The organism is Streptomyces monticola (assembly GCF_042665355.1).
GTDB classification, from domain to species: Bacteria; Actinomycetota; Actinomycetes; order Streptomycetales; family Streptomycetaceae; genus Streptomyces; species Streptomyces monticola.
This window is the reverse complement of sequence record NZ_JBHTCF010000007.1, coordinates 180,535-201,851: the sequence shown is the minus strand read 5'-3', so window position 1 is coordinate 201,851 and position 21,317 is coordinate 180,535. Positions and strand designations below refer to the sequence as shown.

Here is a 21,317-nt window from a genome sequence, read left to right as displayed (position 1 = left end):
TTCCCGTGGACTTCCAACTCACCGACGATCAGCGGGCGTTGCGGTCCGGGGTGCGCGAGCTGCTCGAAGGGCGGTTCGGGCGGGACGCGCTGCGTGCGGCCGTGGACTCGCCCGGACACCTCGACCGGGACCTGTGGCGGGAGCTCGGCGAGGCCGGGTTCTTCTCGCTGCGGCTGCCCGAGTCGCACGGCGGTGTCGGACTCGGGCTTGCGGAAGCCGTGTTGGCGTTCGAGGAGGCGGGGCGCGTCCTGCTGCCCGGACCGCTCGTCGCGACCCATCTGGCGGCGGGCGACGTGCCGGGAGCGGCCACAGGCGAGGCCGTCGTCACGGCCGTGACCGGGACCCTTGTGCCCTGGCTCGACGCGTCGGACGTCGTACGCGGCGATGTGCGGGAGGCCGAACCGATCACTTCCACCGACCCGCTCACACCCCTCCACCGCGTCCCCCAGGGACCGCCGCCATCGCCGCACGGCGTGCTGCTCGCCGCCGCCGAGCAGCTGGGCAGCGCCGCACGCACCACCGAGATGGCGGTTCAACACGCCCGCGAGCGGACGCAGTTCGGGCAGCCCATCGGCGCCTTCCAGGCCGTGAAGCAGCTGTGCGCGCAGATGTTGGTACGGGCGGAAGTGGCGCGTGCCGCCGTGTACGCGGCGGCCGTCACCGCCGACTCCCTGGAGATCGCCGGGGCGAAGCTCCTCGCCGACGAGGCCGCCGTGCGCAATGCGCGTGACTGTCTCCAGGTGCACGGCGGGATGGGCTTCACCTGGGAGGCGGATGTCCATCTGCACCTCAAACGCGCCTGGCTGCGCGCCGAGCTGGGGCCGTCGGCGGGGGAGAGCGAGGAAGCGCTCGCCGCGGCGTTGTAGTCGCGTTCCCGCGGCCTGTGCCTATACGGACAACCAGTGTCCGTATGGGCACAGGGTTTGCCCTGAAGCGCTGCACAGAGTGACTACGGAACGTCGATATCGGGTTGTGTCCTAGGCGTGACTCGTCACGTCATGGAGTCGGGCCATCGCTCGGGTACGCTCCGTGGGATGCGAGTGGTACGGAAGCCGAACCTTGCCGGTGGGGCCCCTGCGGTGCCTCCGCAACCGGCGATGCCTGCCGCTCGCAGGGCTTGGGGGCGACAAACGCCTCCTTGTTCGACTCCCCGCAGCGCGCGTCGCACAGTATGCCGCACGCGTACTCCTTCGCGCTGGAATATGCCCGAAGCGCTTGTTGGGGTGACTGTACGTCAACCATGCTGTCTCGTACGGGAATCACGTTCCGTGACCCCGAGGAGACACGAGGCGATGTGTCCGCCGGTTCGGATGGTGTGAGCGGTGCAGGTGCTTCAAGTTCAGACGGAGGTCAGGCCCGACCCCGCAGAGGTGGGGCGTGCCCGGAGGTGGGCGCGGTCGCGCCTGGCCGGATCGGGTATAGGGGCGGACGAGCCGTTGGCCGAGACGTTGGTGCTGTTGATCTCCGAGCTGGTCACCAATGCCGTCGTGCACACCGGCTGTCCCGCCGTTCTGCGCATGCTGCTGCCCCGGGCCCCCGAGTCCTGTCCCGGCACCGTGCGCGTCGAAGTGGCCGACACCAGTGCGCGGCCGCCGAGGCCCCGGCAGGCCGAGGGCGATGACACCGACGGCCGCGGACTCGCGCTCGTCGACGGCCTCGCCGACCGCTGGGGCTGGCAGTCGGAAGGCGCGGGCAAGCGCATCTGGTGCGAGGTGGACCGCTGCGAGGCGGTCACCGAGCCGGCGGCGGAGACCGTGGGCGGCCGGCATGTGGAGTCCGCGGGTGTGCTGCGCGTGGAGACAGCGGGAGTGGCCGGGGGCGGCGGGGCTGTCGCCTATCCCGTATAGCCGGGCCCGTCGCCGGTCCCGTATAGCCGGGCCCGTCGCCGGTCCCGTATAGCCGGGCCCGTCGCCGGTCCCGTACAGCCGGGTGTGTACGGCCTCAACTGCGGTTCTGGCTGCGGTAGTTGTCGGCCCTCGGCCTCTCGGGGCCTGTGTGGCGGCGCGCTCATGCCACCCCGAGCACGACATCGCGCGCCGCCAACGGAACACGAAACGCACTCGCCAAGGCTTCGACCCCGTCACTGCTGCCTCGGCGTCCCCTCGCGGCGGATCGCTCACCACAAGCGTGATCAAACGGACAGAGCACGTCAACACCCGCACCGGTGGTTTGTTCGTACGCGGGCCAAGTCTGGGCTAGAGCACAGCGACCGGCGCCACCGGAGTGCCCGTGGCGCCGACGAAGGGCTCGGGCATCGCCGACAGCAAGAAGGCGTAGCGCCCTTCTTGTGCACAGACTGTGGACAACTCTTCGAGGTACCAGTTCTGGCCCTGCAGCATCCCCATCTCGACCAGGTCCAGGGCGTGTACCGGCAGCCACAGGTTCTCGATCTCCGGCGGGAAGATCTCGAAGGTCAGGGTGTCATTGGCGACCGCGGCCACGTCGCGGGCGTGGAACCACTCCGGGGTGCGCACCGAGAGGCCCGGTGACGGATAGCCGTAGCCGTGTTTGTCACCGGCGAGATAGACCTGGATCTGTCCCGTGCGGACGAGCACGATGTCGCCGGACCCGACCTTCGTACCCGCCAACTCCTCGGCCTCGTCCAGGTCTTCGGGTGTCACCGCGTGATCGCCGGGCAGTCGGTCGAGGCCCTTGGCGCGGGCCACGTCGAGCAGGACGCCGCGCGAGATGATGTGCCGCGGCTTGTCGATGCCGCTGAACTCGGCGCCGCCGTGGGCGGTGATGGAGTCCGCGAGGCGGCCGTTGTAGACCTTGCCGGAGTGCGAGACATGGGTGAGCGCGTCCCAGTGCGTGGCCGCCTGCAGGCCCATCGTCACGGCGTCGTCGCTGCACGCGACCGTGCCGGGTCCGAAGATCTCCTGGTTGATCTGCACCATCGTGTGCAGCGGATTGACCCGGCCCGGGATCATCCCGGACTGCACGCCGTCCTCCTTGAGGGGCAGCGCGAGCGGTATGCGGTGGCCGGTGCGGATCTCGGCCGCGGCCTCCCGTACCACCTCGTCCGTGATCAGGTTCAGGGTGCCGATCTCGTCGTCGGCGCCCCAACGGCCCCAGTTGTTCACGCGCTTGGCGATGTCATGGAACTCCGGGGGCAGTGACGACGGTGATGGCATCCGGGGCCTCCTGAGGGCTTGTGTTCCCACATCTGACTACCCGTAGAATCTAACGGTCCGTCAGAAACCGCGGGAAGGGGCCGGACGTGGGGAACTTCTTGGCAGGCAAGGTCGTCGCCGTCACCGGAGCCGGGCGTGGCATCGGCCGGGCGGTGGCCCTCGCGGCCGCCGCCGAGGGCGCGAAGGTCGTCGTCAACGACTACGGCGTCTCCATCGAGGGAGGTGAACCCGCGAGCGAGGTCGCCGAGTCGGTGGTGAAGGAGATCGTGGCAGCGGGCGGCGAGGCCGTCGCCGTGGCCGACGACATCTCGACGATGGCCGGGGGCCAGCGGATAGTCGACACCGCGCTCGCCGAGTACGGCCGGATCGACGGAGTCGTGTGCGTCGCCGGAATTCTGCGTGAGCGCATGCTGTTCAACATGTCCGAGGAGGAGTGGGACCCCGTCGTCGCCACCCACCTGAAGGGCACCTTCACGGTCTTCCGGGCCGCGTCGGCGGTGATGCGGAAGCAGGGCGGCGGCACGCTGATCGGCTTCACCTCGGGCAACCACCAGGGCTCGGTCGCCCAGGCCAACTACTCGGCGGCGAAGGGCGGCATCATCTCGCTCGTACGCAGTGCCGCGCTCGGTCTGAACAAGTACGGAGTGACCGCCAACGCCGTCGCCCCCGTCGCGCGCACCCGGATGTCCGCCAATGTGCCGATGGAGCTCAAGGAGATCGGGGAGCCGGAGGACGTGGCGGCCCTGGTCGTCTATCTGCTCAGCGAACGGGCCAGGGAAGAGCAGATCACCGGGCAGGTGTACACCATCGCCGGGCCGAAGATCGCGGTGTGGGCGCAGCCGCGGGAGCTGCGGGCGGGATACGCGGACGGAGCGTGGACACCGGAGAGGATCGCGGACTTCCTGCCGGGGACGGTGGGGGTCGATCCGATGCCGCTCCTGGAGCAGTTGAAGGCGATGGCGGAGGCGGCGGCGAAGAAGGACCGGCCGAACGCTTAGGGGGTTCTCTTCCCTGGGGAAGGGGGTGTTCTTCCCTGGGGAAAGGCGAGGGAGGCGACGTGGACTTCAGTTTCGCGGAGGCGGACGAGGGCTTCCGGCGCGAGGCCCGGCAATGGCTCGGCGAGCATCTCGGCGGCGCGTTCGCCGGGGCGCGGGGGCAGGGCGGTCCGGGCAGCGAGCACGAAGGAGGGCAGGCGCGCAGGGCCTGGGAGCGGGAGCTCGGCCACGGCGGCTGGATCGGGCTCGGCTGGGGCGCCGAAGGGTACGGAAACCGCACCGCCACCCTCACCCAGCAGGTCGTCTGGGCTGAGGAGTACGCGCGCGCCAAGGCCCCCGGCCGCTACGGACACATCGGTGAGAACCTGCTCGCCCCGACCCTGCTCGCGTACGGCAGCGAGGAGCAGAAGCAGCGGTTCCTGCCGCCCATCGCACGCGGTGAGGAACTGTGGTGTCAGGGGTACAGCGAGCCCGAAGCGGGCTCGGACCTCGCGGGGCTGCGGACCGTCGCGGTGGACGCGGGGGACGGTACGTACCGCGTCACCGGCCAGAAGATCTGGACCTCCCTCGCGCAGGACGCCGACTGGTGCTTCGTGCTCGCCCGCACCGACCCGGACCCGGGCGCGCGCCGCCACGACGGGCTGTCCTTTCTCCTGGTGCCGATGGACCAGCCGGGCCGGATCGAGGTACGGCCCATCCGGCAGCTCACCGGGACCAGCGAGTTCAACGAGGTGTTCTTCGACGGGGCCGTGGCCCGGACCGAGCACCGGGTGGGCGCCGAGGGGGACGGCTGGCGGGTGGCCATGGGGCTGCTCGGCTTCGAGCGTGGCGTGTCCACTCTGGTCCAGCAGATCGGTTTCGCCGAGGAGTTGGCGTCCGTGGTGCGCACGGCCGTGGACAGCGGCACGGTCACCGATCCCGTCGTACGCGAACGCCTCGTACGCCAGTGGGCCGAGCTGCGCACCATGCGCTGGAACGCCCTGCGCACGCTGGGGAGTTCGGGCCCGGCGGAGGGTGCGCCGAGTGTGGCCAAGCTGCTGTGGGGCGGCTGGCACCGGCGGCTCGGGGAGCTGGCGGTGCAGGTGCGCGGTGTGCCGGCGTCCGTGGGGCCGTACGACTGGAGCGAGGAGCGGGCGTATGAACTCGACGCGATGCAGAGGCTTTTCCTCTTCACCCGGGCCGACACCATCTACGGCGGCTCCGACGAAGTGCAGCGCAACATCATCGCCGAGCGGGTGCTCGGTCTCCCCAGGGAGCCCAAGGGTGGCGCCCGGTCGTGAGAGATGTCCTATGGCGGGTCCTATGAGGGGTGTGGGTGTCCAATGAGGGGTGTCCTGTTCGACGGCAAGCAGCCGCTGGTCGTCGACGATCTGGAGATACGGGAGCCGGGTCCTGGGGAGGTCCAGGTCGCCATCGCCGCCGCGGGGCTCTGCCACAGCGACCTGTCGGTGGTCGACGGGACCATTCCGTTCCCGGTGCCCGTGGTGCTCGGGCACGAGGGCGCGGGGGTGGTGGAGGCGGTCGGCGCCGGGGTCACCCATGTCGGGCCCGGTGACCATGTGGCCCTTTCCACGCTCGCCAGTTGCGGGGCCTGCGCGGACTGCGACCGGGGCCGTCCGACGATGTGCCGCAAGGCGATCGGGATGCCGGGGCAGCCGTTCACGCGGGGCGGTGAGCCGGTGTTCCAGTTCGCCTCCAACTCCGCGTTCGCCGAGCGGACCCTCGTGAAGGCCGTTCAGGCCGTGAAGATCCCCAAGGATGTGCCGCTGACGTCGGCGGCGCTCATCGGGTGCGGCGTCGTGACCGGGGTCGGTGCCGTCCTGAACCGAGCCCGGGTCGAGCGCGGCGACAGCGTGCTCGTCATCGGCGCGGGTGGCATCGGGCTCAACGTCCTGCAGGGGGCGCGGCTCGCGGGCGCCACGACGATCGTGGCCGTGGACGCGAACCCGGTGAAGGAGGCGGCGGCGCGGCAGTTCGGCGCCACGCACTTCATCGACGCGTCGGCGGTGGACGATGTGCCGTCCGCCGTACGGGAGTTGCTGCCGACCGGCGTCGACCACGCCTTCGAGTGCGTGGGCCGCGCCGAGCTGATCCGGCAGGCGGTGGACCTCCTCGACCGGCACGGCCAGGCGGTGCTGCTTGGCATGGCCTCACCGAAGACGGAGGCGTCGTTCCTGCCCGCCGCGATGTTCCTGGACAAGTCGATCCTCGGCTGCCGCTACGGCTCGACCCGTCCCCAGCGCGACATGGCGCTCTACGCCGAGCTCTATCTCGGCGGCCGTCTGATGCTGGACGAACTGGTCTCGGCGACGTACCCGGTGGAGGAGTTCGCCTCGGCGGTACGGGATCTGGAGGGCGGGAAGGTGGCGCGGGGGGTGCTGACGTTCTAGCCGGCTTCGGGAAAGTCCGGTGTGGTCCGTCGCGCCCCGAAGGGGCGCGGGGCTGTGTCGATATGCGGCTCCGCCGCGATGGGGGTCCCCCCTGCTCGAGCGGAGCCGAGAGCTTGGGGGAGCGACCGGCCACGACGCACCCGCAGATGATGCACCGGACTTCCCGCGGAGCGCTTAGCCGGTGCTGAGCGGGTCCGTTGGGCCCCGAAGGGGCGTTGGGCTATGTCCGTTTCAAGCCTCCGCACCCGCGCGGAAAGTGCGCCGGTAAGCGGTCGGAGTGACACCCAGAGCTGACTGCAGATGCTGGCGCATGGACTGCGCCGTGCCGAAGCCGGCGTCCCGCGCCACCTGGTCCATGGACAGTTCCGTGGACTCCAGGAGGTGCCGGGCCCGCTCGATGCGCTGCTGGGTGAGCCACTGGCCGGGGCTGACACCGACCTCCTCGCGGAAGCGGCGCGTGAAGGTGCGTACCGACATCGCCTCCTGCTCGGCCATGTCGCGCAGCTGCAGCGGTTCGTGCAGCCGGCCGAGCGCCCAGGCACGCGCGGCCGTCGTGGTGGCCAACTGGGGCTCGGGGACGGGGCGTTGGATGAACTGGGCCTGGCCTCCGTCACGGTGCGGCGGGACGACGGTGCGGCGGGCCACCTCGTTGGCGACGGCCGTGCCGTGGTCGCGGCGCACGATGTGCACGCACAGGTCGATGCCTGCGGCGACCCCGGCGGAGGTCAGGACGTCGCCGTCGTCGATGAAGAGGACGTCCGCGTCGACCTTGACGGTGGGGAAGAGGCGCTGGAAGTGCTCGGCCGACGACCAGTGCGTGGTCGCGGGGCGCCCGTCCAGGTACCCGGCCGCCGCCAGGACGTAGCCGCCCGTGCAGATGGAGACCAGCCGGGTGCCGGGGCGGATATGGGCCAGGGCGGCGGCCAGTTCGTCGGTGAGGCGGCCCTCTTCGTAGACCGGGCCGAGTTCGTACGAGGCAGGCACGACCACCGTGTCCGCCGTGGCCAGGGCCTCGGGGCCGTGCTCGACGAGGATCGAGAAGTCGGCGTCGGTGCGCACCGGGCCCGGTGGCCGGATCGAGCAGGTGGCCGTCTCGTACAGCTTGAATCCCTCGGAATCCTTGGCGCGGTCGAAGATCCGGTGCGGGATGCCGAGTTCGAAGGGGAGCAGGCCGTCGAGGGCGAGGACGAGCACGCGGTGGCGGCGGGGCGGTGTGCTGGATCGGGCCATGGCCCGATCGTAGCGAATACTGTCTTTCGGGCCACTCGTTTGTCATGATCGCGGCCTGCAGGCTGTGGTGCGTGACGCAGACAACGCAGCCCGCCGCCTCCCCGGAATCCCCGTCCGGCCCGCGCCCCGCCCCTTCACGGCGAAGGATCCACCGTGCCTGGTACGTCGCCGCCGTCGCCTTTGTGACGATCATCGGCGCCGCCGCCTTCCGCTCCCTGCCGGGTCTGCTGATCGACCCGCTGCACGAGGAGTTCGAGTGGTCGCGCGGCACGATCGGCTTCGCGGTGTCGGTGAATCTCGCGCTGTACGGCCTGACGGCGCCGTTCGCCGCCGCGCTGATGGACCGCTTCGGCATCCGTCGGGTCGTGGCCGTCGCCCTCACGGTGATCGCGCTCGGCTCCGGGCTCGCCGTGACCATGACGGCCGCCTGGCAGCTGATCCTCTACTGGGGCTTCCTGGTCGGCCTCGGCTCGGGCTCGATGGCGCTCGCGTTCGCCGCGACGGTCACCAACCGCTGGTTCACCGCGCGCCGCGGCCTGGTCACCGGCATCCTGACCGCCGCGAGCGCGTCGGGGCAGCTGATCTTCCTGCCGCTGCTCTCCTGGATGGTCGAGGGCCATGGCTGGCGCCCGGCCGCGATCACGGTGGCCCTCACCGCGCTCGCCGTCGTCCCGTTCGTCTGGCTGCTGCTCCGTGACCACCCGGCGGATGTGGGTCTCGCGCCGTACGGTGCGGCGGAGTTCATCCCGAAGCCGCCGCCGGTGCAGGGTGCCGCCCGGCGCACGGTGAAGGTCCTCTTCTCGGCCGCGAAGACGGGGCCCTTCTGGCTCCTGGCGGGCACCTTCGCGATCTGCGGAGCGTCGACGAACGGCCTGATCCAGACCCACTTCGTGCCCGCGGCGCACGACCACGGCATGCCGATCACGGCCGCCGCGTCGCTGCTCGCCGTCATCGGTGTCTTCGACGTCATCGGCACGATCTTCTCCGGCTGGCTCACCGACCGCTTCGACGCCCGCAGGCTGCTCGCCGTGTACTACGCCCTGCGCGGTGTCTCGCTCCTCTTCCTGCCGATGCTGCTCGCGCCCGACGTCCGCCCGCCGATGCTGTTCTTCATCGTCTTCTACGGCCTCGACTGGGTCGCCACGGTCCCACCCACCCTCGCCCTGTGCCGTGAGCACTACGGCGACGACTCGGCCATCGTCTTCGGCTGGGTCCTCGCCTCGCACCAGGTGGGCGCGGCACTGGTCGCCTTCCTCGGCGGCCTCGCCCGCGATGTCTTCGGCTCGTACGACGTGGTCTGGTACGCCTCGGGCGCGCTGTGCGCCGCGGCGGCGCTGATGGCGCTGGTCATTCGGCGGGTACGGGAACGGGGGGCTGGGGCGGTGTAGGCGGGTCGAGGCAAGGGACCTGCAGCAGGGGCCCACGGGTGGGTACCGTCTGGGGAATGAAGATGGGCCCCGAGAAAGCTCGTGAACTCTTCGCGGGGGCGTCGGTTGCTCGATTGGCCACGGTGAGCGCTGAGGGGACACCTCATTTGGTTCCCGTCACGTTCGCGGTCCGTGCGGATGAGCTCTACTTCGCCATCGACCACAAGCCCAAGAACACCTGGAACCTGCGGAGGCTCCGAAACATTCGGGACAATGAGCGGGTCGCTCTCCTGGTCGACCACTACGACGACGACTGGGAACAGCTCTGGTGGGCCCGGGCGGACGGCCACGCTGAGATCTGGCAGGACGCGGCTCGCCGCGAAGATCCTGTCGAGTCGCTCTGCCGCAAGTACCACCAGTACCGCGAGCAGGCCCCCCAGGGCCCGGTGGTCGCGGTCAAGGTTGTTCAGTGGACAGGGTGGTCGTTCACTGGATGATGCGGTCGATGGCACACTCTATGCTTGCTTGCATAGACAAGTAGAGGTGGCCTCATGACGGACGACGCTCGCCCTCTCTATCAGCGGATCGCCGACGATCTGCGCGAGGGGATTCTGGCGGGAGAACTGCGGCCCGGAGCGAAGCTCCCCTCCGAGAACAGTCTCAAGGACCGTTACGGGACCACCCGCGCGACGGTGAACAAGGGCATCGCTCTCCTCAAGGCCGAGGGCCTGGTGCTGAGTTCGCAGGGCAAGCCCTCGATCGTCCGGCCGCGCCCCAACGTCCGTATGCTCACGACTGGTGCCAACTTCCGCGCACGTCGCGACAGTGGGGTCAGCAACTTCAACGCCGAAGCGGCGGCGCAGGACCTCAAGCCCCAACAGAAGATCTTGTCCGTCGAGACGGTGCCCGCTCCTCCTGAGGTGGCCGACCGACTGGGGCTGGAGGAGGGTGTCCCGGTACTCGTTCGCCGCCGGGTCTTCTGCGTCGACGAGGAACCGATGCAACTCGTCGACGGCTACTACGAGGCAAGTGTCTTCGCGGGCACGGCCCTTGAGCGCGTCCATCGCATCCGCGGCGGGGTCAGTGCGCTGATCGAGGACCCCCGTGGGCCGATCGGTGAGCGGATCACTCGGTTCGTGGAGGATCTCGACATCCGGATGCCCGTGCCCTACGAGACCGAGGCACTGGCGATTCCGCCGGGCGTCCCCGTGGCCAGGGTGCTGCGCACGGCTTATACGTCCAGTGGCACGGTCGTTGAAGTCCTCGACTCGCGGATTCCGTGCGACCGGCACGTCTTCCAGTATGCGATCGACATTCCCTGACGACCTGTCACGTCAAGGGCCGGCCCGCCGGGTTGGCCCTTCTTTTTGGCTTCGGTCACTTGCATATACAAGTCTATCTCCGTATCGTGGAGCCAACTTGCATAGGCAAGTTGCTGTGATCAGAAAGAGACCCCCGCGACCGTGGCGACGGTCCGGGGGCGTGGCCGGCAACCCCAGGAGGTTGACGACATGAACCACGGTATCGCCCAGTTCCTCGGAGTGCTGCTCCGCAAGTGCTTGCCCCCCAGAGGCCGTCACCGGGCGGTCGGCCCGCGTTGTGCAGAACCGGCCACGGAACGGCTGCGCGTTCCCTTGTCCTGGGAGGCCCCGCTGCGTGGCGAGGACAGCCCCCTCGTGCGTCCGTACCTGGCGGCACACGAGCGGCGCGAGGAAGCGCGGCGGCAGCGGGCGCGGCGGCGAGCCCTGTGGTTCGCGGTGCACGGGGTCTACCTCGGGCCGCGCCGCATCCACGGGGTGGAGGTGGCGGCGTCGTGAGCCCTTCGGACAGCGCGCGGCTTCTGCCGTGGACGAGCGCGGCGGGCAAGCCGTGTTTCCTGTCCGGGGACGGGAGGGGGTATCTGTCCCGGCTCGCGGACAACGTCGAGGCCGTTCAGCTCGGTATGGCAGGTGAACTGATGGCCCACATCGCCGACTTGCTCACCGACCGGAATCCCACTGCGGAACAGCTGCGCTTTGCTCTGGCCCGCGCGAACGAGGCACTGCGCGACGTACACCGTGTCGCGGAGAGCAGAGGGGCGAGGCTACCCGTGCCCGACAGCGACCTTGACGAGGATGAACCGGACGGCGGGGGTGGGGCGGTGTTGTGAGCGGCATCGTCCGCAGGGGCGAGAGGGGCGTTCCCTGCCCGTTGCGGCCCGAGGGGGCGGGCGCTGCCGTGGACCGGGCGAGCGCTCAGCCCGTGAACCGGCCGAACCGTCCCTGATGGAACAGCAGCGGTTCCCCCTCCGCCGTGGCGTCAAGCGCGTTCACCCGGCCCACCACGATCAGGTGGTCGCCGCCGGTGTGGACCGCGTGGATCGTGCAGTCGAGCCAGGCGGGGACGCCGGTGAGACGGGGGGCGCCGGAGACGGGGGAGGGCTCGTGGGTGACGCCCGCGAACTTGTCCGCGCCGCTGACCGCGAAGCCACGGCACAGCTCGCCCTGGGCCGCGCCCAGGATGTTCACGCAGAACGCGCCCGCGCGGGCGATCCGCGGCCAGGTCGTCGACGTACGCGCGACCATGAAAGCGATCAGAGGCGGGTCGAGCGAGAGCGAGGCGAAGGACTGGCAGGCGAAACCGGCAGGGCCGTCCTCGTCCGCGGCCGTGATGACCGTGACGCCGGAGGCGAAGTGGCCCAGTACGCGGCGGAATTCACCCGGGTCGAGCGGTGCGCGCTCGTCGTCGCCGACCGCGCGCAGATCCGGCCTGGGGTGCGCGGGCGCGGGTTCGGCGACCGTGGCGGCGCCGACGGACCTGAGGTATCGGACGGCTGTCGCGGCCATCCCTGCGTGTCCCATCACGCCACTCATTGAAGCTGACGCTCCGTCAGATTGGAAGGGCCGTGAGGGCTCGCCTTTCCCTTCCCTTGTACGACGGCCTTCACCTTCCCTTGTACGACGGCCTTCACCTTCCCTTGTACGACGGCCTTCACCTTCCCTTGTACGACGGCCTTCACCTTCCCTTGTACGACGGCCTTCACCTTCCCTTGTACGACGGCGTGCGGCGCTCCACGAAGCTCGCCACCCCCTCGTTCGCGTCCGCCGTCGTCATGTTGATCTCCTGCGCCGTCGCCTCCGCCGCGAACGCCGTCGCCCGGTCCGCGTCCAGAGAGGCGTTGACGAGCTGCTTGGTCATGGCCAGGGCGCGCGTCGGGCCCTGGGCCAGGCGCTCCGCCCACTCCCGTGCCGTCTTCTCCAACTCGCCCGCCGGTACGACCCTGTTGACCAGACCCAGGCGCTCCGCGTCGTCCGCCCGCACCGCGTCCCCGAAGAACATCAGCTCCTTGGCGCGCTGCGGCCCGATGAGCCGCGGCAGCAGATACGCGCCGCCTCCGTCCGGTACGAGCCCACGGCGTACGAACACCTCGATGAACTTCGCCTCCTCGGCCGCGAGTACGAGGTCGCAGGCGAAGGCCAGATGCGCGCCGATGCCGGCCGCCGTGCCGTTCACCGCGGCGATCACGGGCTTCTCGCAGTCGAGGATCGCCGCGACTAAACGCTGCGCCCCCTGCCTGATGGTGCGGGCCACATCGCCGGGCACTCGTTCCCGCGCGGCCGGCCCGCCCCGTAGGTCCGCGCCCGCGCAGAAGCCCTTGCCGGTCGCCGTGATGACGACGGCGCGGACGTCCGGGTCCGCGGAGGCCTCGGCGAGCAGCGAGATGATGTGCTCCCGCTGGTCCCAGGTGAGGGCGTTCATCGCCTCCGGACGGTTGAGGGTGATCCAGCTGACCTGGTGGGTGAGGGTGTGGAGTACTTCGTCCGTGACAGCCACTTGAGCTCCAGGGGGAGAGAGGACGGGAAGAGTGGTCGACGCCTCAGCGGCACACCGCCAGCGCGTCCAGTGCCACCGCCCCCTGCCCCCTCGGCAGCACCATCAGCGGGTTGATGTCCAACTCCGCCAGGTCGTCGCCGAGTTCGAGTGCCATCCGCTGGATCCTGAGCACCACCTCCACCAGCGCGTCCACATCCGCCGGCGGCCGCCCCCGTACGCCGTCGAGGAGTGCCCGGCCGCGCAGTTCCGTGAGCATCGCGCGTGCCTGGTCCTCGCCGAAGGGCGGTACGCGTACGGCCGCGTCCTGGAGGACTTCCACCAGGACCCCGCCGAGGCCGACCGTCACCGTCGGGCCGAAGAGGGAGTCATGGGTGACGCCGACGACCATCTCGACGCCGGGCTCGATCATCTGGCAGACCAGTACGCCGTCGAGGTCGATGCCCTCGTAGCGGGCGATGTCGGTCAGCTCGCGGTAGGCGTCACGTACCTGGCTCGCCGAGGTCAACCCGACCTTGACCAGGCCGAGTTCGGTCTTGTGGCCGAGCTGTGCGCCGGAGGCCTTCATCACCACGGGATAGCCGACCAGGCCCGCCGCCCGCACGGCCGCCGCGGCGCTGGTGACCAGCTGTTCCCTGGGCACCCTGATGCCGTACGCGCGCAGGAGCTGCTTCGCCGCGTGCTCGCTCAGCTGCTGCCCCGGCCGCATCAGGGCCTGTGCCTTGCGGAAGGACGGCGAGGGCGAGCGGGGCGCGTCGGCGAAGGGGGAGTGGTAGCCGGAGGTGAAGCGGTGGTGGTCCAGGTGGGCGCGGACGGCGGTGATGCAGTTGGCGAAAGTACGGAAGGTGGCGACGCGCGAGGAGCCGAGGAGCGTGCTGCGGTACGCGTCCTCCGTGCCCACCGGTGAGCCCCACACCACGCACACCAGCTTGTCCGTGCGCTCCGCCGCGTCCACCAGGTCCTGCGCCAGCTTGTCGCTCATGGGCGGGAACGGGCCGGTGATGGGGCAGATGAGGACGCCCACGTCCGGGTCGTCCAGGATCGCGTCGATGATCTTCCGGCCGCGCCAGTCGCCCACCGGGTGCCCGCCGTTGTCGACGGGGTTCGCGACGTTCAGGTACTCGGGTATCCACTGGTGCAGTTCGGCCTGCTTGGCCTCGGAGAGCGTGGGCAGGCTCAGGCCCGCCTCGGTGGCAAGGTCCGAGAAGTGCGCACCCGTGCCGCCGGAGATCGAGTAGACGACGACACCTTCGGCCTGCGGGGTGCGGGCCCGTGCCAACAGGGCGGCGGTGTCCTGGAGTTCGTCCAGGCCGTCCACCCGGATCACCCCGAACTGCCGCATCGCCGCGTCCACGACGCCGTCGGCGCCGGTCAGCTTGCCGGTGTGCGAGGCGGCCATACGGGCGCCGGTCTCGGTGCGGCCCACCTTGACGGCGACGACGGGCACCCCGCGCCGGGCGGCGTGGTCGGCGGCGAGCAGGAAGGAACGGCCGTCCTTGAGCCCTTCCACGTAGCAGGCGATGGCGCCGACCTCCGGCTGGTCGGCGAAGTAGGAGAGGAAGTCGGCGGTCTCCAGGTCGGCCTCGTTGCCGGTCGGCGCCCAGTGGGAGAGCCGGATGCCGAGTTCCTGCAGCGTGAAGACGGGGCGGCCCTGGTGTCCCGACTGGGTGATCAGGGCGATCGCCGGTCCTTCGAGGTCCTCGCGGAACTTCTCGAAGGCGTTGAGGTTGGTATTGGGCCCGAGCAGCCGGATGCCGGAGCGTTCCACGGCGGCGGCGAGCCGGGCCTGCGCGGCGGCGCCCTCCTGCCCGGTCTCGGCGAACCCGGAGGCGAAGGCGACCGCGAACTTCACCTTGGCCTCGGCGAGTTCCTCGATCACGGGCAGCGGATCGCCGACGAGAAGCACGGCCAGATCGACCTGCTCGGGCAGGTCCGTGACGGACGGCACGCAGGGCAGGCCGAAGACGGACTCGCGGGTGGGGTGCACCGGGTGGATCCGGGCGCCGACCCGCTCGGCCCAGGCCATCAGCTGCCGGGTGATACCGGTGTTGGGACGCCCTTCGGCGTCGGACGCGCCGACGACGGCCACGGACTCGGGACGGAAGAACCGGTCCAGGTCGGGTACGTCGGCGTGCAGCGGCCGGCCGCTCACATCGAGGTCGGCGCTCGTGCTGTCGGGCCCGGCCGTGCTGCTGTGCACGGCCGGTGCGGGGCGCTCGCCGCAGGCCACCACGCGGGCGGGGCGGGAGTCGGTGGTGAGGGTGCCGTGGGTGGATCCAAGCATCGCTGACGCCCGCCTCCTGAAGTGCCTGTGTAACGGTCAACGGAACTGACGCATAGTCAGATTACTGAACTGACGCTGCGTCAGGAACCGTTGTGCGCAGGAAAAGGGCGGGAAACCCGGAACGCCGGACCACTTGGGCGACTTGTACGCCGTCGCGCCGGTGACTCATACGCCGCTGCGAGCAGCGACTCGTGCACCGCCACGTACGCGACTCGTGCACCGCCACGTACGCGACTCGTGCACCGCACGCAAGCGACTCATACGCCGCTACGTGAGCGACTTCGCCAGCACCCTCGCTATCCGCTCCGCGTCGATCCGCATCTCTCGCAGCATTCCGCTGATCGGATTCGTGAAACCGGTGAAGAAGAGGCCGGGCGCGTTCGCCGGGGTGCGGGCGCCCCGTGCGGACGGGTGGCCCCGGTCGTCGAGGACGTCCAGGTGGCCGAGCAGACCTTCGAGCCCTCGTGCGTATCCCGTCGCCGCGATGACCACCTCGGGCGAGATCAGGGTGCCGTCGGCGAGGGTCACCTTGTCGCCCTCGAAGGACTCCACCGCCGCCACGGGTGTCACCCGCCCCTTCTGGACCGCGTCGATCAGGCCCACGTCCTGCACCGGGATCGCCCCTTCCTTGACCCGTGAGTAGAGACCGGTCTCGGGGCGCGGCAGACCGTGTTCCGACAGGTCGGGGACGCTGATCCGGGCCAGTGGCCGGGAGAGCCGGTCGACGAGCGCCACGGGCAGGCGCCGGCACAGGATGCCGGAGAGCTGGGCGGGCCAGCCCGCGGTCGAGCGGCGCACCAGGTGCGGGGGTGTGCGCACCGCGATCCGCACCTGGGACGCCCCGCCCTCGACGAGGTCGACGGCGATCTCCGCCCCGGTGTTGCCGACGCCCACGACGAGGACGTCACGCCCGGCGAAGGGGGCCGCGTCGCGATACTCGGACGCGTGCAGCAACTTGCCCGAAAAGCGCCCGCGTCCCGGCCAGTCGGGCAGGTGCGGGGTGTGGTTGTAGCCGGTGGCGATCACCACCGCCGAGCCGGTCAGCTCGCGGCCGCCGCTGGCGTGCAGGAGCCAGCCGTGGCCGTCGGGGGCGCGGTCGACCCGGGTGACCTCGACCCCGGTCACGATCTCGAGCTCGTGGTGGTCGGCGTACTTCTCCAGATAGCGCACGACGTTGTCACGTGACACCCAGCGCCCGAAGGAGCGTGGCATCGCAAGGCCCGGCAGCGCGGAGAGCCGCCGGGTGGTGTGCAGGCGCAGCCGGTCGTAGTGGTGGTGCCAGGACGCCCCGACGGACTCCGCCTTCTCCAGCACGACGGCCCGTACGCCCCGTGCGCGCAGCGCGGCCGCGGCGGCGAGTCCGCCGGGCCCGCCGCCGATGACGTACACGGGGCGGTCCGCCTGGGGGTGGTGCGGGTGGGGGGACGTCTCGGAAACCATGGTCGGGAGCGTAATGAACCCCGTTCTTGATTGGTCGCGGTCAAGACTGAAACCGGTTACGAATCGATCACAGAGCGTTCCGTGGGGGCCCGTGGGTCGAGTCCCGCCCCTTGCGCACGGCCACCCCATCCGCTGAACTGACGTACCGTCAGATATTTGGTCGCCCGACAACGCGATGGGACTCCTCCTGTGCCGGCCACCCCTTCCTCCTCCGTACGGTTCGACCTCCCCGACGTCGACGTCTTCACCCGGCCCTACTGGGACGCCGCCGCCGAGGGCCTGCTGCTGATCCGCCGCTGCCGGGACTGTGCCCGCGCGCACCACTACCCGCGAGAGTTCTGCCCGTACTGCTGGAGCGAGGACGTGGCCTGGGAGCGGGCCGAGGGGCGTGCGCGCCTCTACACCTGGTCCGTCGTGCACCGCAACGACCTGCCGCCCTTCGGGACGCGGACGCCCTATGTCGCCGCCGTCGTCGACCTCGCCGAGGGGCCCCGGATGATGACCGAGGTGGTGGAGTGCCCCGAGGACGAGCTGCGGATCGGCATGGAGCTCACCGTCACGTTCCGGCGGGAAGGCGGGCACGGGAGCGGGCAGGGGAGCGGCGACGAGGGCGAAATCGACGTGCCGGTCTTCCGGCCGCAGGGTTCAATGGCCGGGTGACGAACCGGCTGCCGAGAGCGGAACTGCGCGGGGGCGGGCTGCTCCTGCGCCCCTGGGACGAGGGCTCGGTCACCGATGCCCAGGCTTTTCTGCGGGGGGTGTCCGACCCGGAGTTCCGGGCCTGGAACAACCCGCTCCGTCAGCTCGACGACCTCGCCGCGGCCCAGGAGGCGCTGCGCGACCGCGCCCACCTCTGGTACGAGGGCGACTCCGCCGCGTACTGCGTCACCGACGCCACGACGGGCGCGGTGCTCGGCAATGTGACCCTCAACTCGCCCTACTGGCCCAACCGTTCGGCCACAGTGGGCTACTGGGTGCTGCCCGAGGCCCGTGGCCGCCATGTCGCGAGCCGCGGCCTGGCCCTGGTCGCCGACTGGAGCTTCGGCATCGGCCTGCACCGCCTCGCCCTCGATCACGCCGTCGGGAACGCGGCTTCCTGCCGGGTCGCCGAGCGGTGCGGCTTCGTATACGAGGGAACGCTGCGCGGCGCGCACTACAACAACGACGGGACCTCGGGCGATGGCCATCTTCACGCCCGACTCGCCACCGACGGACCGGCGTTGACGTACCCTCCAGGATCATGAACAACCCCGCCCCCGGCTGGCACTTCACCGGCGACCCCGAGGTCTTCACCGGGCGTGCCGCCGGCTTCCTGGACTCCGATCCGGTCACGCACACCGCGCTCCTCACCGTCACGGACACCCTGCGCACCCGCGGGCTCCACGTGTACGGCGACAGGGCGCCGCTGTTCGGTGACTTCACGGACTCGGGCGGCACGGTCATCGGGGCCTTCGTGTGGACGCCGACGCACCATGTGATGCTCAGCCCGCTGCCCGCCGGAGCGGCCGCCGCGCTCGCCGGGCACCTCTCCGACCAGGATCTCTCCGGGGTCGGCGGCGAGCACACGACCGCCGAGGCCTTCGCCGCGGCGTGGAGCGAGCAGACCGGTGCCGTCGCCGAGGTGGAGACGAACCAGTGCCTGTACCGCCTGGAGATGCTCACCCCGCCCATGCCGGCCCCGCCCGGCCGGGCCCGGATCGCCACCCGCGCCGACCGCGGCCTGGTGATGCGCTGGTACACGGAGTTCAAGCAGTCCGTCGGCGCCGATACGGGCATGGACCCGGCCGACTGGGCGGACGCCCGGCTCTCCTACAGCGGGATCATGCTCTGGGAGGTCGAGGACGAGGACAGCGACGAGCCCGGGGCGTACACCCCCGTCGCGTTCGCGGGCTGCACCCGGCCGGTCGCGGGCCAGATCCGGATCGCCCCCGTCTACACCCCGCGCGAGCTGCGCGGCCGTGGCTACGCGGCCGCCGTGACCGCCGAGATCAGCCGGGCGGCGCGGGCGGCCGGTGCCGACGAGGTGCTGCTCTTCACCGACCTCGCCAACCCCACGAGCAACGGCCTCTACCAGCGCGTCGGCTACCGACCCGTACGCGACTTCACGCAGTACGCGTTCACGGCCACAGCAGCTGAGTGACCCAGCCGTCACCGGGGGCCCCGGGCTCGCGACGGTAGGCCAGGCGCACGTGGCGGCGCCGTTCGTCGCCCTGGAAGAACTCCGCCTCGTCGGCGGCCAGCGTGTACAGCGTCCAGGACGGCACGTCCGCGTCCGGCTCGGCCTGGGCCCGCTTCCAGGCGGCGGCCGACGCGTGCGCCAACTCCTCCTGGGATACGAGGGGTTCGCTCTGGTGGCCGACCAGGGCCGCCGCGAGCGCACCGGTCGAGCGGGCGTGCAGATCGTCCCGGGCGGCGGCGGGCGGCTCCGCCGTGACGCGGCCCCTGATCCGGATCTGCCGCCCGCAGGCCGGCCAGTAGAAGTGCAGGGCGGCCCGGGGGCGGGCGGCGAGCTGGCGGCCCTTGCGGCTGGTGGCGTGCGAGGCGAACTGCCAGCTGTCACCGGCCGCGCCGTGCAGCATCAGGGTGCGCACATCGGGCCCGCCGTCCTCGTCCACGGTGGCCAGCTGCATGGTGTGCGGCTCGGCCTGGCCCGCCGCCACGGCCTCGGCGAACCACTGGTGGAACAGGGCCGTCGGGGCGGGGGGCGCCGTCAGCGGGTCGAAGGCGGGCAGCTCGATGTCCCAGACCCGCTGTGACCTCAGGATGGCGTGGAAACCGTCACTCGCGTCGTTCATGGAGTGATTGTGCGGGAGGTTCAGACCGCACCCAAGTCCGCCGAGTACCAGTGCTCGGGGCGCAGATGGAAGATCGCCTGCTCACCGTGATCCTTCAGCGAGTACGCGACGTAGGCGTCCACCTTGTCGGCCGGGAGGTAGCGCTCGCACAACTCCCGCAGCCGCTCCTCCGTCCCCGGTTCGGTGCGTACGACGGGGCCCTCCACGGAGACATACCGGATGCTGGGGTCGACCCGCTCCACCATCAGTGAGAAGCGGCCCGCCGCCCTGATCAGCTTGCCCTTCTTGGTGTCGGGTCCTGTCATCACCCACAGATCGCCCCCGGGTGTGTACTGGTACCAGATCGGCAGGGTGAGCGGCCCGCGTCCCTCGCCCGCGTCCACGGCGAGTGCGCCGATGTGCGGCTCGGCGAGGAACTGCTCACGTTCTTCACGGGTCAAGGCCATGGGATGTCTCCCTCGTCGGTGCGGGCGATGTCGTCGTCTGCAGTGCCCTCAACCCGCCCGTGCGCCCGCCGTATTCCGCGAGAACGCGGAGTTCACCCCTTCGGCCCCGCCCTCAGCCCCGCCCCAGGACCACCGTGCCCGAGGAGCAGAACCAGCCGCCCGTGCCCGAGGCCACCGCGAGCTCGGGCAGCCGTCCGCCCGCCTTGCGCACCTGCCCTTCGCCCGCCTCGCCGCGTAGCTGCCGTACCGCCTCCACCAGGAGGAACAGACCGCGCATGCCAGGGTGTTGGGCCGAGAGGCCGCCGCCGTCCGTGTTCACCGGCAGCTCACCGGTGAGAGTGAGCCGCCCCTTCTCCACAAAGGCGCCGCCCTCGCCCTTGGCGCAGAACCCCAGGTCCTCAAGGGTCACCAGGGTCATATACGTGAAGGCGTCATAGATCTCGGCGAGGTCGATCTCGTCCGGGCGCACCCCGGCCCGCTCGAAGGCGATCCGTCCGCTCACCGCCGCCGGTGACACCGTGAAGTCCTCCCACTCGGACATGGTGGTGTGGGATATGTGCTCGCCCGAACCGAGCACCCACACCGGCTCCTTGGCGCAGTCGGCGACGAGCTCCTCGGCCACCAGGAGGACGGCGGCGCCCCCGTCGCTGCGGATACAGCAGTGCAGCTTGGTGAACGGATCGGCGATCATCGGCCCGGCGAGCACCTCGTCGACCGTGACCGGCGCGCGGAACATGGCGTCGGGGTTGTGGGCCGCGTTGGCCCGCGCCTGCACGGCGACCTCGGCCAACTGCTCGATGGTGGTGCCGTATTGATGCATATGGCGGCGCGCGGCCATGGCGTACTTCGAGATCAGGGTGTGCCCGTAGGGAACCTCGAACTGCAGGGGGCCGCGGGCGCCGAACGACAGATTGGACGTACGCCGCTTCGCCTTGATGTCGGCGCGCGCGGTCGATCCGTAGACGAGGAGTACGGCCTTGGCGTGGCCCGCGGCGATGGCCTCGGCCGCGTGTGCCGCCATCACCTCCCAGGTGGAGCCGCCCACGGAGGTCGAGTCGACCCAGGTCGGTTTGAGGCCCAGATACTCGGCGACCTCGACCGGCGCGAGGATGCCGAGCCCGGCCGACGCGAAGCCGTCGATCACGCTCCGGTCGAGCCCGGAGTCGGCGAGGGCCCGCCGGGCGGCCTGGGCGTGCAGGGCGTAGGGGGTGGCGTCGTCGACCTTGCCGCAGTCCGAGAGGGCGACACCGGCGACGGCGACGCGGCGCGACGGCGAGACTGAAGGTGAGCCTGGTGACGAGACTGAAGGTGAGCCTTGTGACATGAATCTGACGGTACATCAGATACGGCGGAGGGCGGCAGGCTCCGGACGGGTTCGCGCCCGCCCGTGCCGACCCCTGTGCATCTGGCTCCCGTCGCCCTAACA

At 70.7% G+C, this 21,317-nt stretch carries 22 protein-coding genes; 13 read left to right on the top strand and 9 right to left on the bottom strand.

Going from position 1 to position 21,317, the window contains the following annotated elements; translation table 11 throughout:
* Positions 1 to 5: 5 nt before the first annotated feature.
* Both ACFQVC_RS18955 and ACFQVC_RS18950 read left to right on the top strand, forming a co-directional pair.
* Positions 6 to 866, top strand: coding sequence for an acyl-CoA dehydrogenase family protein (locus tag ACFQVC_RS18955; RefSeq protein ID WP_381831642.1), 861 nt, complete (start codon positions 6 to 8; stop codon positions 864 to 866).
* Between the two features lie 456 nt (positions 867 to 1,322).
* Positions 1,323 to 1,847 carry an ATP-binding protein gene (locus tag ACFQVC_RS18950; protein ID WP_381831641.1) on the top strand — a complete coding sequence of 175 codons (525 nt, stop codon included), beginning with the start codon at positions 1,323 to 1,325 and terminating at the stop codon, positions 1,845 to 1,847.
* Between the two features lie 348 nt (positions 1,848 to 2,195).
* Here the strand turns inward: ACFQVC_RS18950 and ACFQVC_RS18945 are convergent, their stop codons facing one another.
* A complete protein-coding gene (locus ACFQVC_RS18945) occupies positions 2,196 to 3,134 on the bottom strand; it encodes a cyclase family protein (protein WP_381831640.1) in 939 nt (312 codons plus the stop codon).
* An 86-nt stretch (positions 3,135 to 3,220) separates the two neighbouring features.
* Here ACFQVC_RS18945 and ACFQVC_RS18940 point away from each other — a divergent pair, with 86 nt between their 5' ends.
* The 3 genes from ACFQVC_RS18940 to ACFQVC_RS18930 are packed head-to-tail and all read left to right on the top strand — an operon-like array spanning position 3,221 to position 6,519.
* Positions 3,221 to 4,132 (top strand): SDR family NAD(P)-dependent oxidoreductase, encoded by a 912-nt coding sequence (locus tag ACFQVC_RS18940; protein ID WP_381831639.1) that lies wholly within the window; start codon positions 3,221 to 3,223, stop codon positions 4,130 to 4,132.
* 59 nt (positions 4,133 to 4,191) lie between these two features.
* Positions 4,192 to 5,409, top strand: coding sequence for an acyl-CoA dehydrogenase family protein (locus ACFQVC_RS18935; protein ID WP_381831638.1), 1,218 nt, complete (start codon positions 4,192 to 4,194; stop codon positions 5,407 to 5,409).
* Positions 5,410 to 5,451: 42 nt separating this feature from the next.
* A complete protein-coding gene (locus tag ACFQVC_RS18930) occupies positions 5,452 to 6,519 on the top strand; it encodes a Zn-dependent alcohol dehydrogenase (RefSeq protein ID WP_381831637.1) in 1,068 nt (355 codons plus the stop codon).
* Positions 6,520 to 6,750: 231 nt separating this feature from the next.
* Here the strand turns inward: ACFQVC_RS18930 and ACFQVC_RS18925 are convergent, their stop codons facing one another.
* Entirely contained in the window at positions 6,751 to 7,749 is a 999-nt protein-coding gene (locus tag ACFQVC_RS18925) for a GlxA family transcriptional regulator (RefSeq protein WP_381831636.1), read from the bottom strand.
* Positions 7,750 to 7,820: 71 nt separating this feature from the next.
* On the opposite strand from ACFQVC_RS18925, the gene ACFQVC_RS18920 reads away from it, so the two are divergent.
* The 5 genes from ACFQVC_RS18920 to ACFQVC_RS18900 all read left to right on the top strand — a co-directional run bounded on the left by ACFQVC_RS18920 (position 7,821) and on the right by ACFQVC_RS18900 (position 11,265).
* A complete protein-coding gene (locus tag ACFQVC_RS18920; protein WP_381831635.1) occupies positions 7,821 to 9,137 on the top strand; it encodes an MFS transporter in 1,317 nt (438 codons plus the stop codon).
* 56 nt (positions 9,138 to 9,193) lie between these two features.
* Positions 9,194 to 9,613, top strand: coding sequence for a TIGR03668 family PPOX class F420-dependent oxidoreductase (locus ACFQVC_RS18915; protein WP_381831634.1), 420 nt, complete (start codon positions 9,194 to 9,196; stop codon positions 9,611 to 9,613).
* Between the two features lie 54 nt (positions 9,614 to 9,667).
* A complete protein-coding gene (locus ACFQVC_RS18910) occupies positions 9,668 to 10,438 on the top strand; it encodes a GntR family transcriptional regulator (RefSeq protein WP_381831633.1) in 771 nt (256 codons plus the stop codon).
* A 354-nt stretch (positions 10,439 to 10,792) separates the two neighbouring features.
* Positions 10,793 to 10,933 carry a hypothetical protein gene (locus ACFQVC_RS18905; RefSeq protein WP_381831632.1) on the top strand — a complete coding sequence of 47 codons (141 nt, stop codon included), beginning with the start codon at positions 10,793 to 10,795 and terminating at the stop codon, positions 10,931 to 10,933.
* Positions 10,930 to 11,265, top strand: coding sequence for a hypothetical protein (locus ACFQVC_RS18900; protein WP_381831631.1), 336 nt, complete (start codon positions 10,930 to 10,932; stop codon positions 11,263 to 11,265). The genes ACFQVC_RS18905 and ACFQVC_RS18900 overlap by 4 nt, the downstream gene beginning before the upstream one ends.
* Before the next feature lie 85 nt (positions 11,266 to 11,350).
* Here ACFQVC_RS18900 and ACFQVC_RS18895 read toward each other — a convergent pair whose 3' ends face one another.
* From ACFQVC_RS18895 to ACFQVC_RS18880, 4 genes are all read right to left on the bottom strand, one after another.
* Positions 11,351 to 11,941: a flavin reductase family protein gene (locus tag ACFQVC_RS18895; protein ID WP_381831782.1), complete on the bottom strand. Its 591-nt coding sequence runs from the start codon at positions 11,939 to 11,941 to the stop codon at positions 11,351 to 11,353.
* Between the two features lie 193 nt (positions 11,942 to 12,134).
* Positions 12,135 to 12,929, bottom strand: a complete 795-nt coding sequence (locus ACFQVC_RS18890; RefSeq protein ID WP_381831630.1) for an enoyl-CoA hydratase/isomerase family protein — start codon at positions 12,927 to 12,929, stop codon at positions 12,135 to 12,137.
* A 43-nt stretch (positions 12,930 to 12,972) separates the two neighbouring features.
* Positions 12,973 to 15,210, bottom strand: a complete 2,238-nt coding sequence (locus tag ACFQVC_RS18885) for an acetate--CoA ligase family protein (RefSeq protein ID WP_381831629.1) — start codon at positions 15,208 to 15,210, stop codon at positions 12,973 to 12,975.
* Positions 15,211 to 15,477: 267 nt separating this feature from the next.
* The gene (locus ACFQVC_RS18880) at positions 15,478 to 16,650 is read right to left on the bottom strand and encodes a flavin-containing monooxygenase (protein ID WP_381831628.1); all 1,173 of its coding nucleotides are present in this window, start codon (positions 16,648 to 16,650) and stop codon (positions 15,478 to 15,480) included.
* Between the two features lie 189 nt (positions 16,651 to 16,839).
* Between ACFQVC_RS18880 and ACFQVC_RS18875 the strand changes: the two genes are divergently transcribed.
* Genes ACFQVC_RS18875 through ACFQVC_RS18865 form a run of 3 tightly spaced genes read left to right on the top strand, consistent with a single transcriptional unit; the run spans position 16,840 to position 18,790 of the window.
* Positions 16,840 to 17,310: a Zn-ribbon domain-containing OB-fold protein gene (locus tag ACFQVC_RS18875; RefSeq protein ID WP_381831627.1), complete on the top strand. Its 471-nt coding sequence runs from the start codon at positions 16,840 to 16,842 to the stop codon at positions 17,308 to 17,310.
* The gene (locus tag ACFQVC_RS18870) at positions 17,307 to 17,894 is read left to right on the top strand and encodes a GNAT family N-acetyltransferase (protein ID WP_381831626.1); all 588 of its coding nucleotides are present in this window, start codon (positions 17,307 to 17,309) and stop codon (positions 17,892 to 17,894) included. The genes ACFQVC_RS18875 and ACFQVC_RS18870 overlap by 4 nt, the downstream gene beginning before the upstream one ends.
* Positions 17,891 to 18,790, top strand: a complete 900-nt coding sequence (locus ACFQVC_RS18865) for a GNAT family N-acetyltransferase (protein WP_381831625.1) — start codon at positions 17,891 to 17,893, stop codon at positions 18,788 to 18,790. Before ACFQVC_RS18870 ends, ACFQVC_RS18865 begins: the two co-directional genes overlap by 4 nt.
* Here the strand turns inward: ACFQVC_RS18865 and ACFQVC_RS18860 are convergent.
* From ACFQVC_RS18860 to ACFQVC_RS18850, 3 genes are all read right to left on the bottom strand, one after another.
* Complete coding sequence (locus tag ACFQVC_RS18860; RefSeq protein ID WP_381831624.1) at positions 18,768 to 19,445, bottom strand: pyridoxine/pyridoxamine 5'-phosphate oxidase; 678 nt, start codon at positions 19,443 to 19,445, stop codon at positions 18,768 to 18,770. The genes ACFQVC_RS18865 and ACFQVC_RS18860 overlap by 23 nt on opposite strands.
* 20 nt (positions 19,446 to 19,465) lie before the next feature.
* The gene (locus ACFQVC_RS18855; RefSeq protein WP_381831623.1) at positions 19,466 to 19,891 is read right to left on the bottom strand and encodes a pyridoxamine 5'-phosphate oxidase family protein; all 426 of its coding nucleotides are present in this window, start codon (positions 19,889 to 19,891) and stop codon (positions 19,466 to 19,468) included.
* Between the two features lie 112 nt (positions 19,892 to 20,003).
* On the bottom strand, positions 20,004 to 21,215 hold the full coding sequence (locus ACFQVC_RS18850; RefSeq protein ID WP_381831622.1) for a thiolase C-terminal domain-containing protein: 1,212 nt from the start codon (positions 21,213 to 21,215) through the stop codon (positions 20,004 to 20,006).
* Positions 21,216 to 21,317: the final 102 nt, after the last annotated feature.

Bases quoted from the DNA above. Each gene is read 5' to 3' on its own strand.
- ACFQVC_RS18945 (WP_381831640.1), bottom strand. From the start codon at position 3,134: ATGCCATCACCGTCGTCACTGCCCCCGGAGTTCCATGACATCGCCAAG.
- ACFQVC_RS18930 (WP_381831637.1), top strand. From the start codon at position 5,452: ATGAGGGGTGTCCTGTTCGACGGCAAGCAGCCGCTGGTCGTCGACGAT.
- ACFQVC_RS18925 (WP_381831636.1), bottom strand. From the start codon at position 7,749: ATGGCCCGATCCAGCACACCGCCCCGCCGCCACCGCGTGCTCGTCCTC.
- ACFQVC_RS18915 (WP_381831634.1), top strand. From the start codon at position 9,194: ATGAAGATGGGCCCCGAGAAAGCTCGTGAACTCTTCGCGGGGGCGTCG.
- ACFQVC_RS18910 (WP_381831633.1), top strand. From the start codon at position 9,668: ATGACGGACGACGCTCGCCCTCTCTATCAGCGGATCGCCGACGATCTG.
- ACFQVC_RS18895 (WP_381831782.1), bottom strand. From the start codon at position 11,941: ATGGCCGCGACAGCCGTCCGATACCTCAGGTCCGTCGGCGCCGCCACG.
- ACFQVC_RS18885 (WP_381831629.1), bottom strand. From the start codon at position 15,210: ATGCTTGGATCCACCCACGGCACCCTCACCACCGACTCCCGCCCCGCC.
- ACFQVC_RS18880 (WP_381831628.1), bottom strand. From the start codon at position 16,650: ATGGTTTCCGAGACGTCCCCCCACCCGCACCACCCCCAGGCGGACCGC.
- ACFQVC_RS18865 (WP_381831625.1), top strand. From the start codon at position 17,891: ATGAACAACCCCGCCCCCGGCTGGCACTTCACCGGCGACCCCGAGGTC.
- ACFQVC_RS18860 (WP_381831624.1), bottom strand. From the start codon at position 19,445: ATGAACGACGCGAGTGACGGTTTCCACGCCATCCTGAGGTCACAGCGG.
- ACFQVC_RS18855 (WP_381831623.1), bottom strand. From the start codon at position 19,891: ATGGCCTTGACCCGTGAAGAACGTGAGCAGTTCCTCGCCGAGCCGCAC.
- ACFQVC_RS18850 (WP_381831622.1), bottom strand. From the start codon at position 21,215: ATGTCACAAGGCTCACCTTCAGTCTCGTCACCAGGCTCACCTTCAGTC.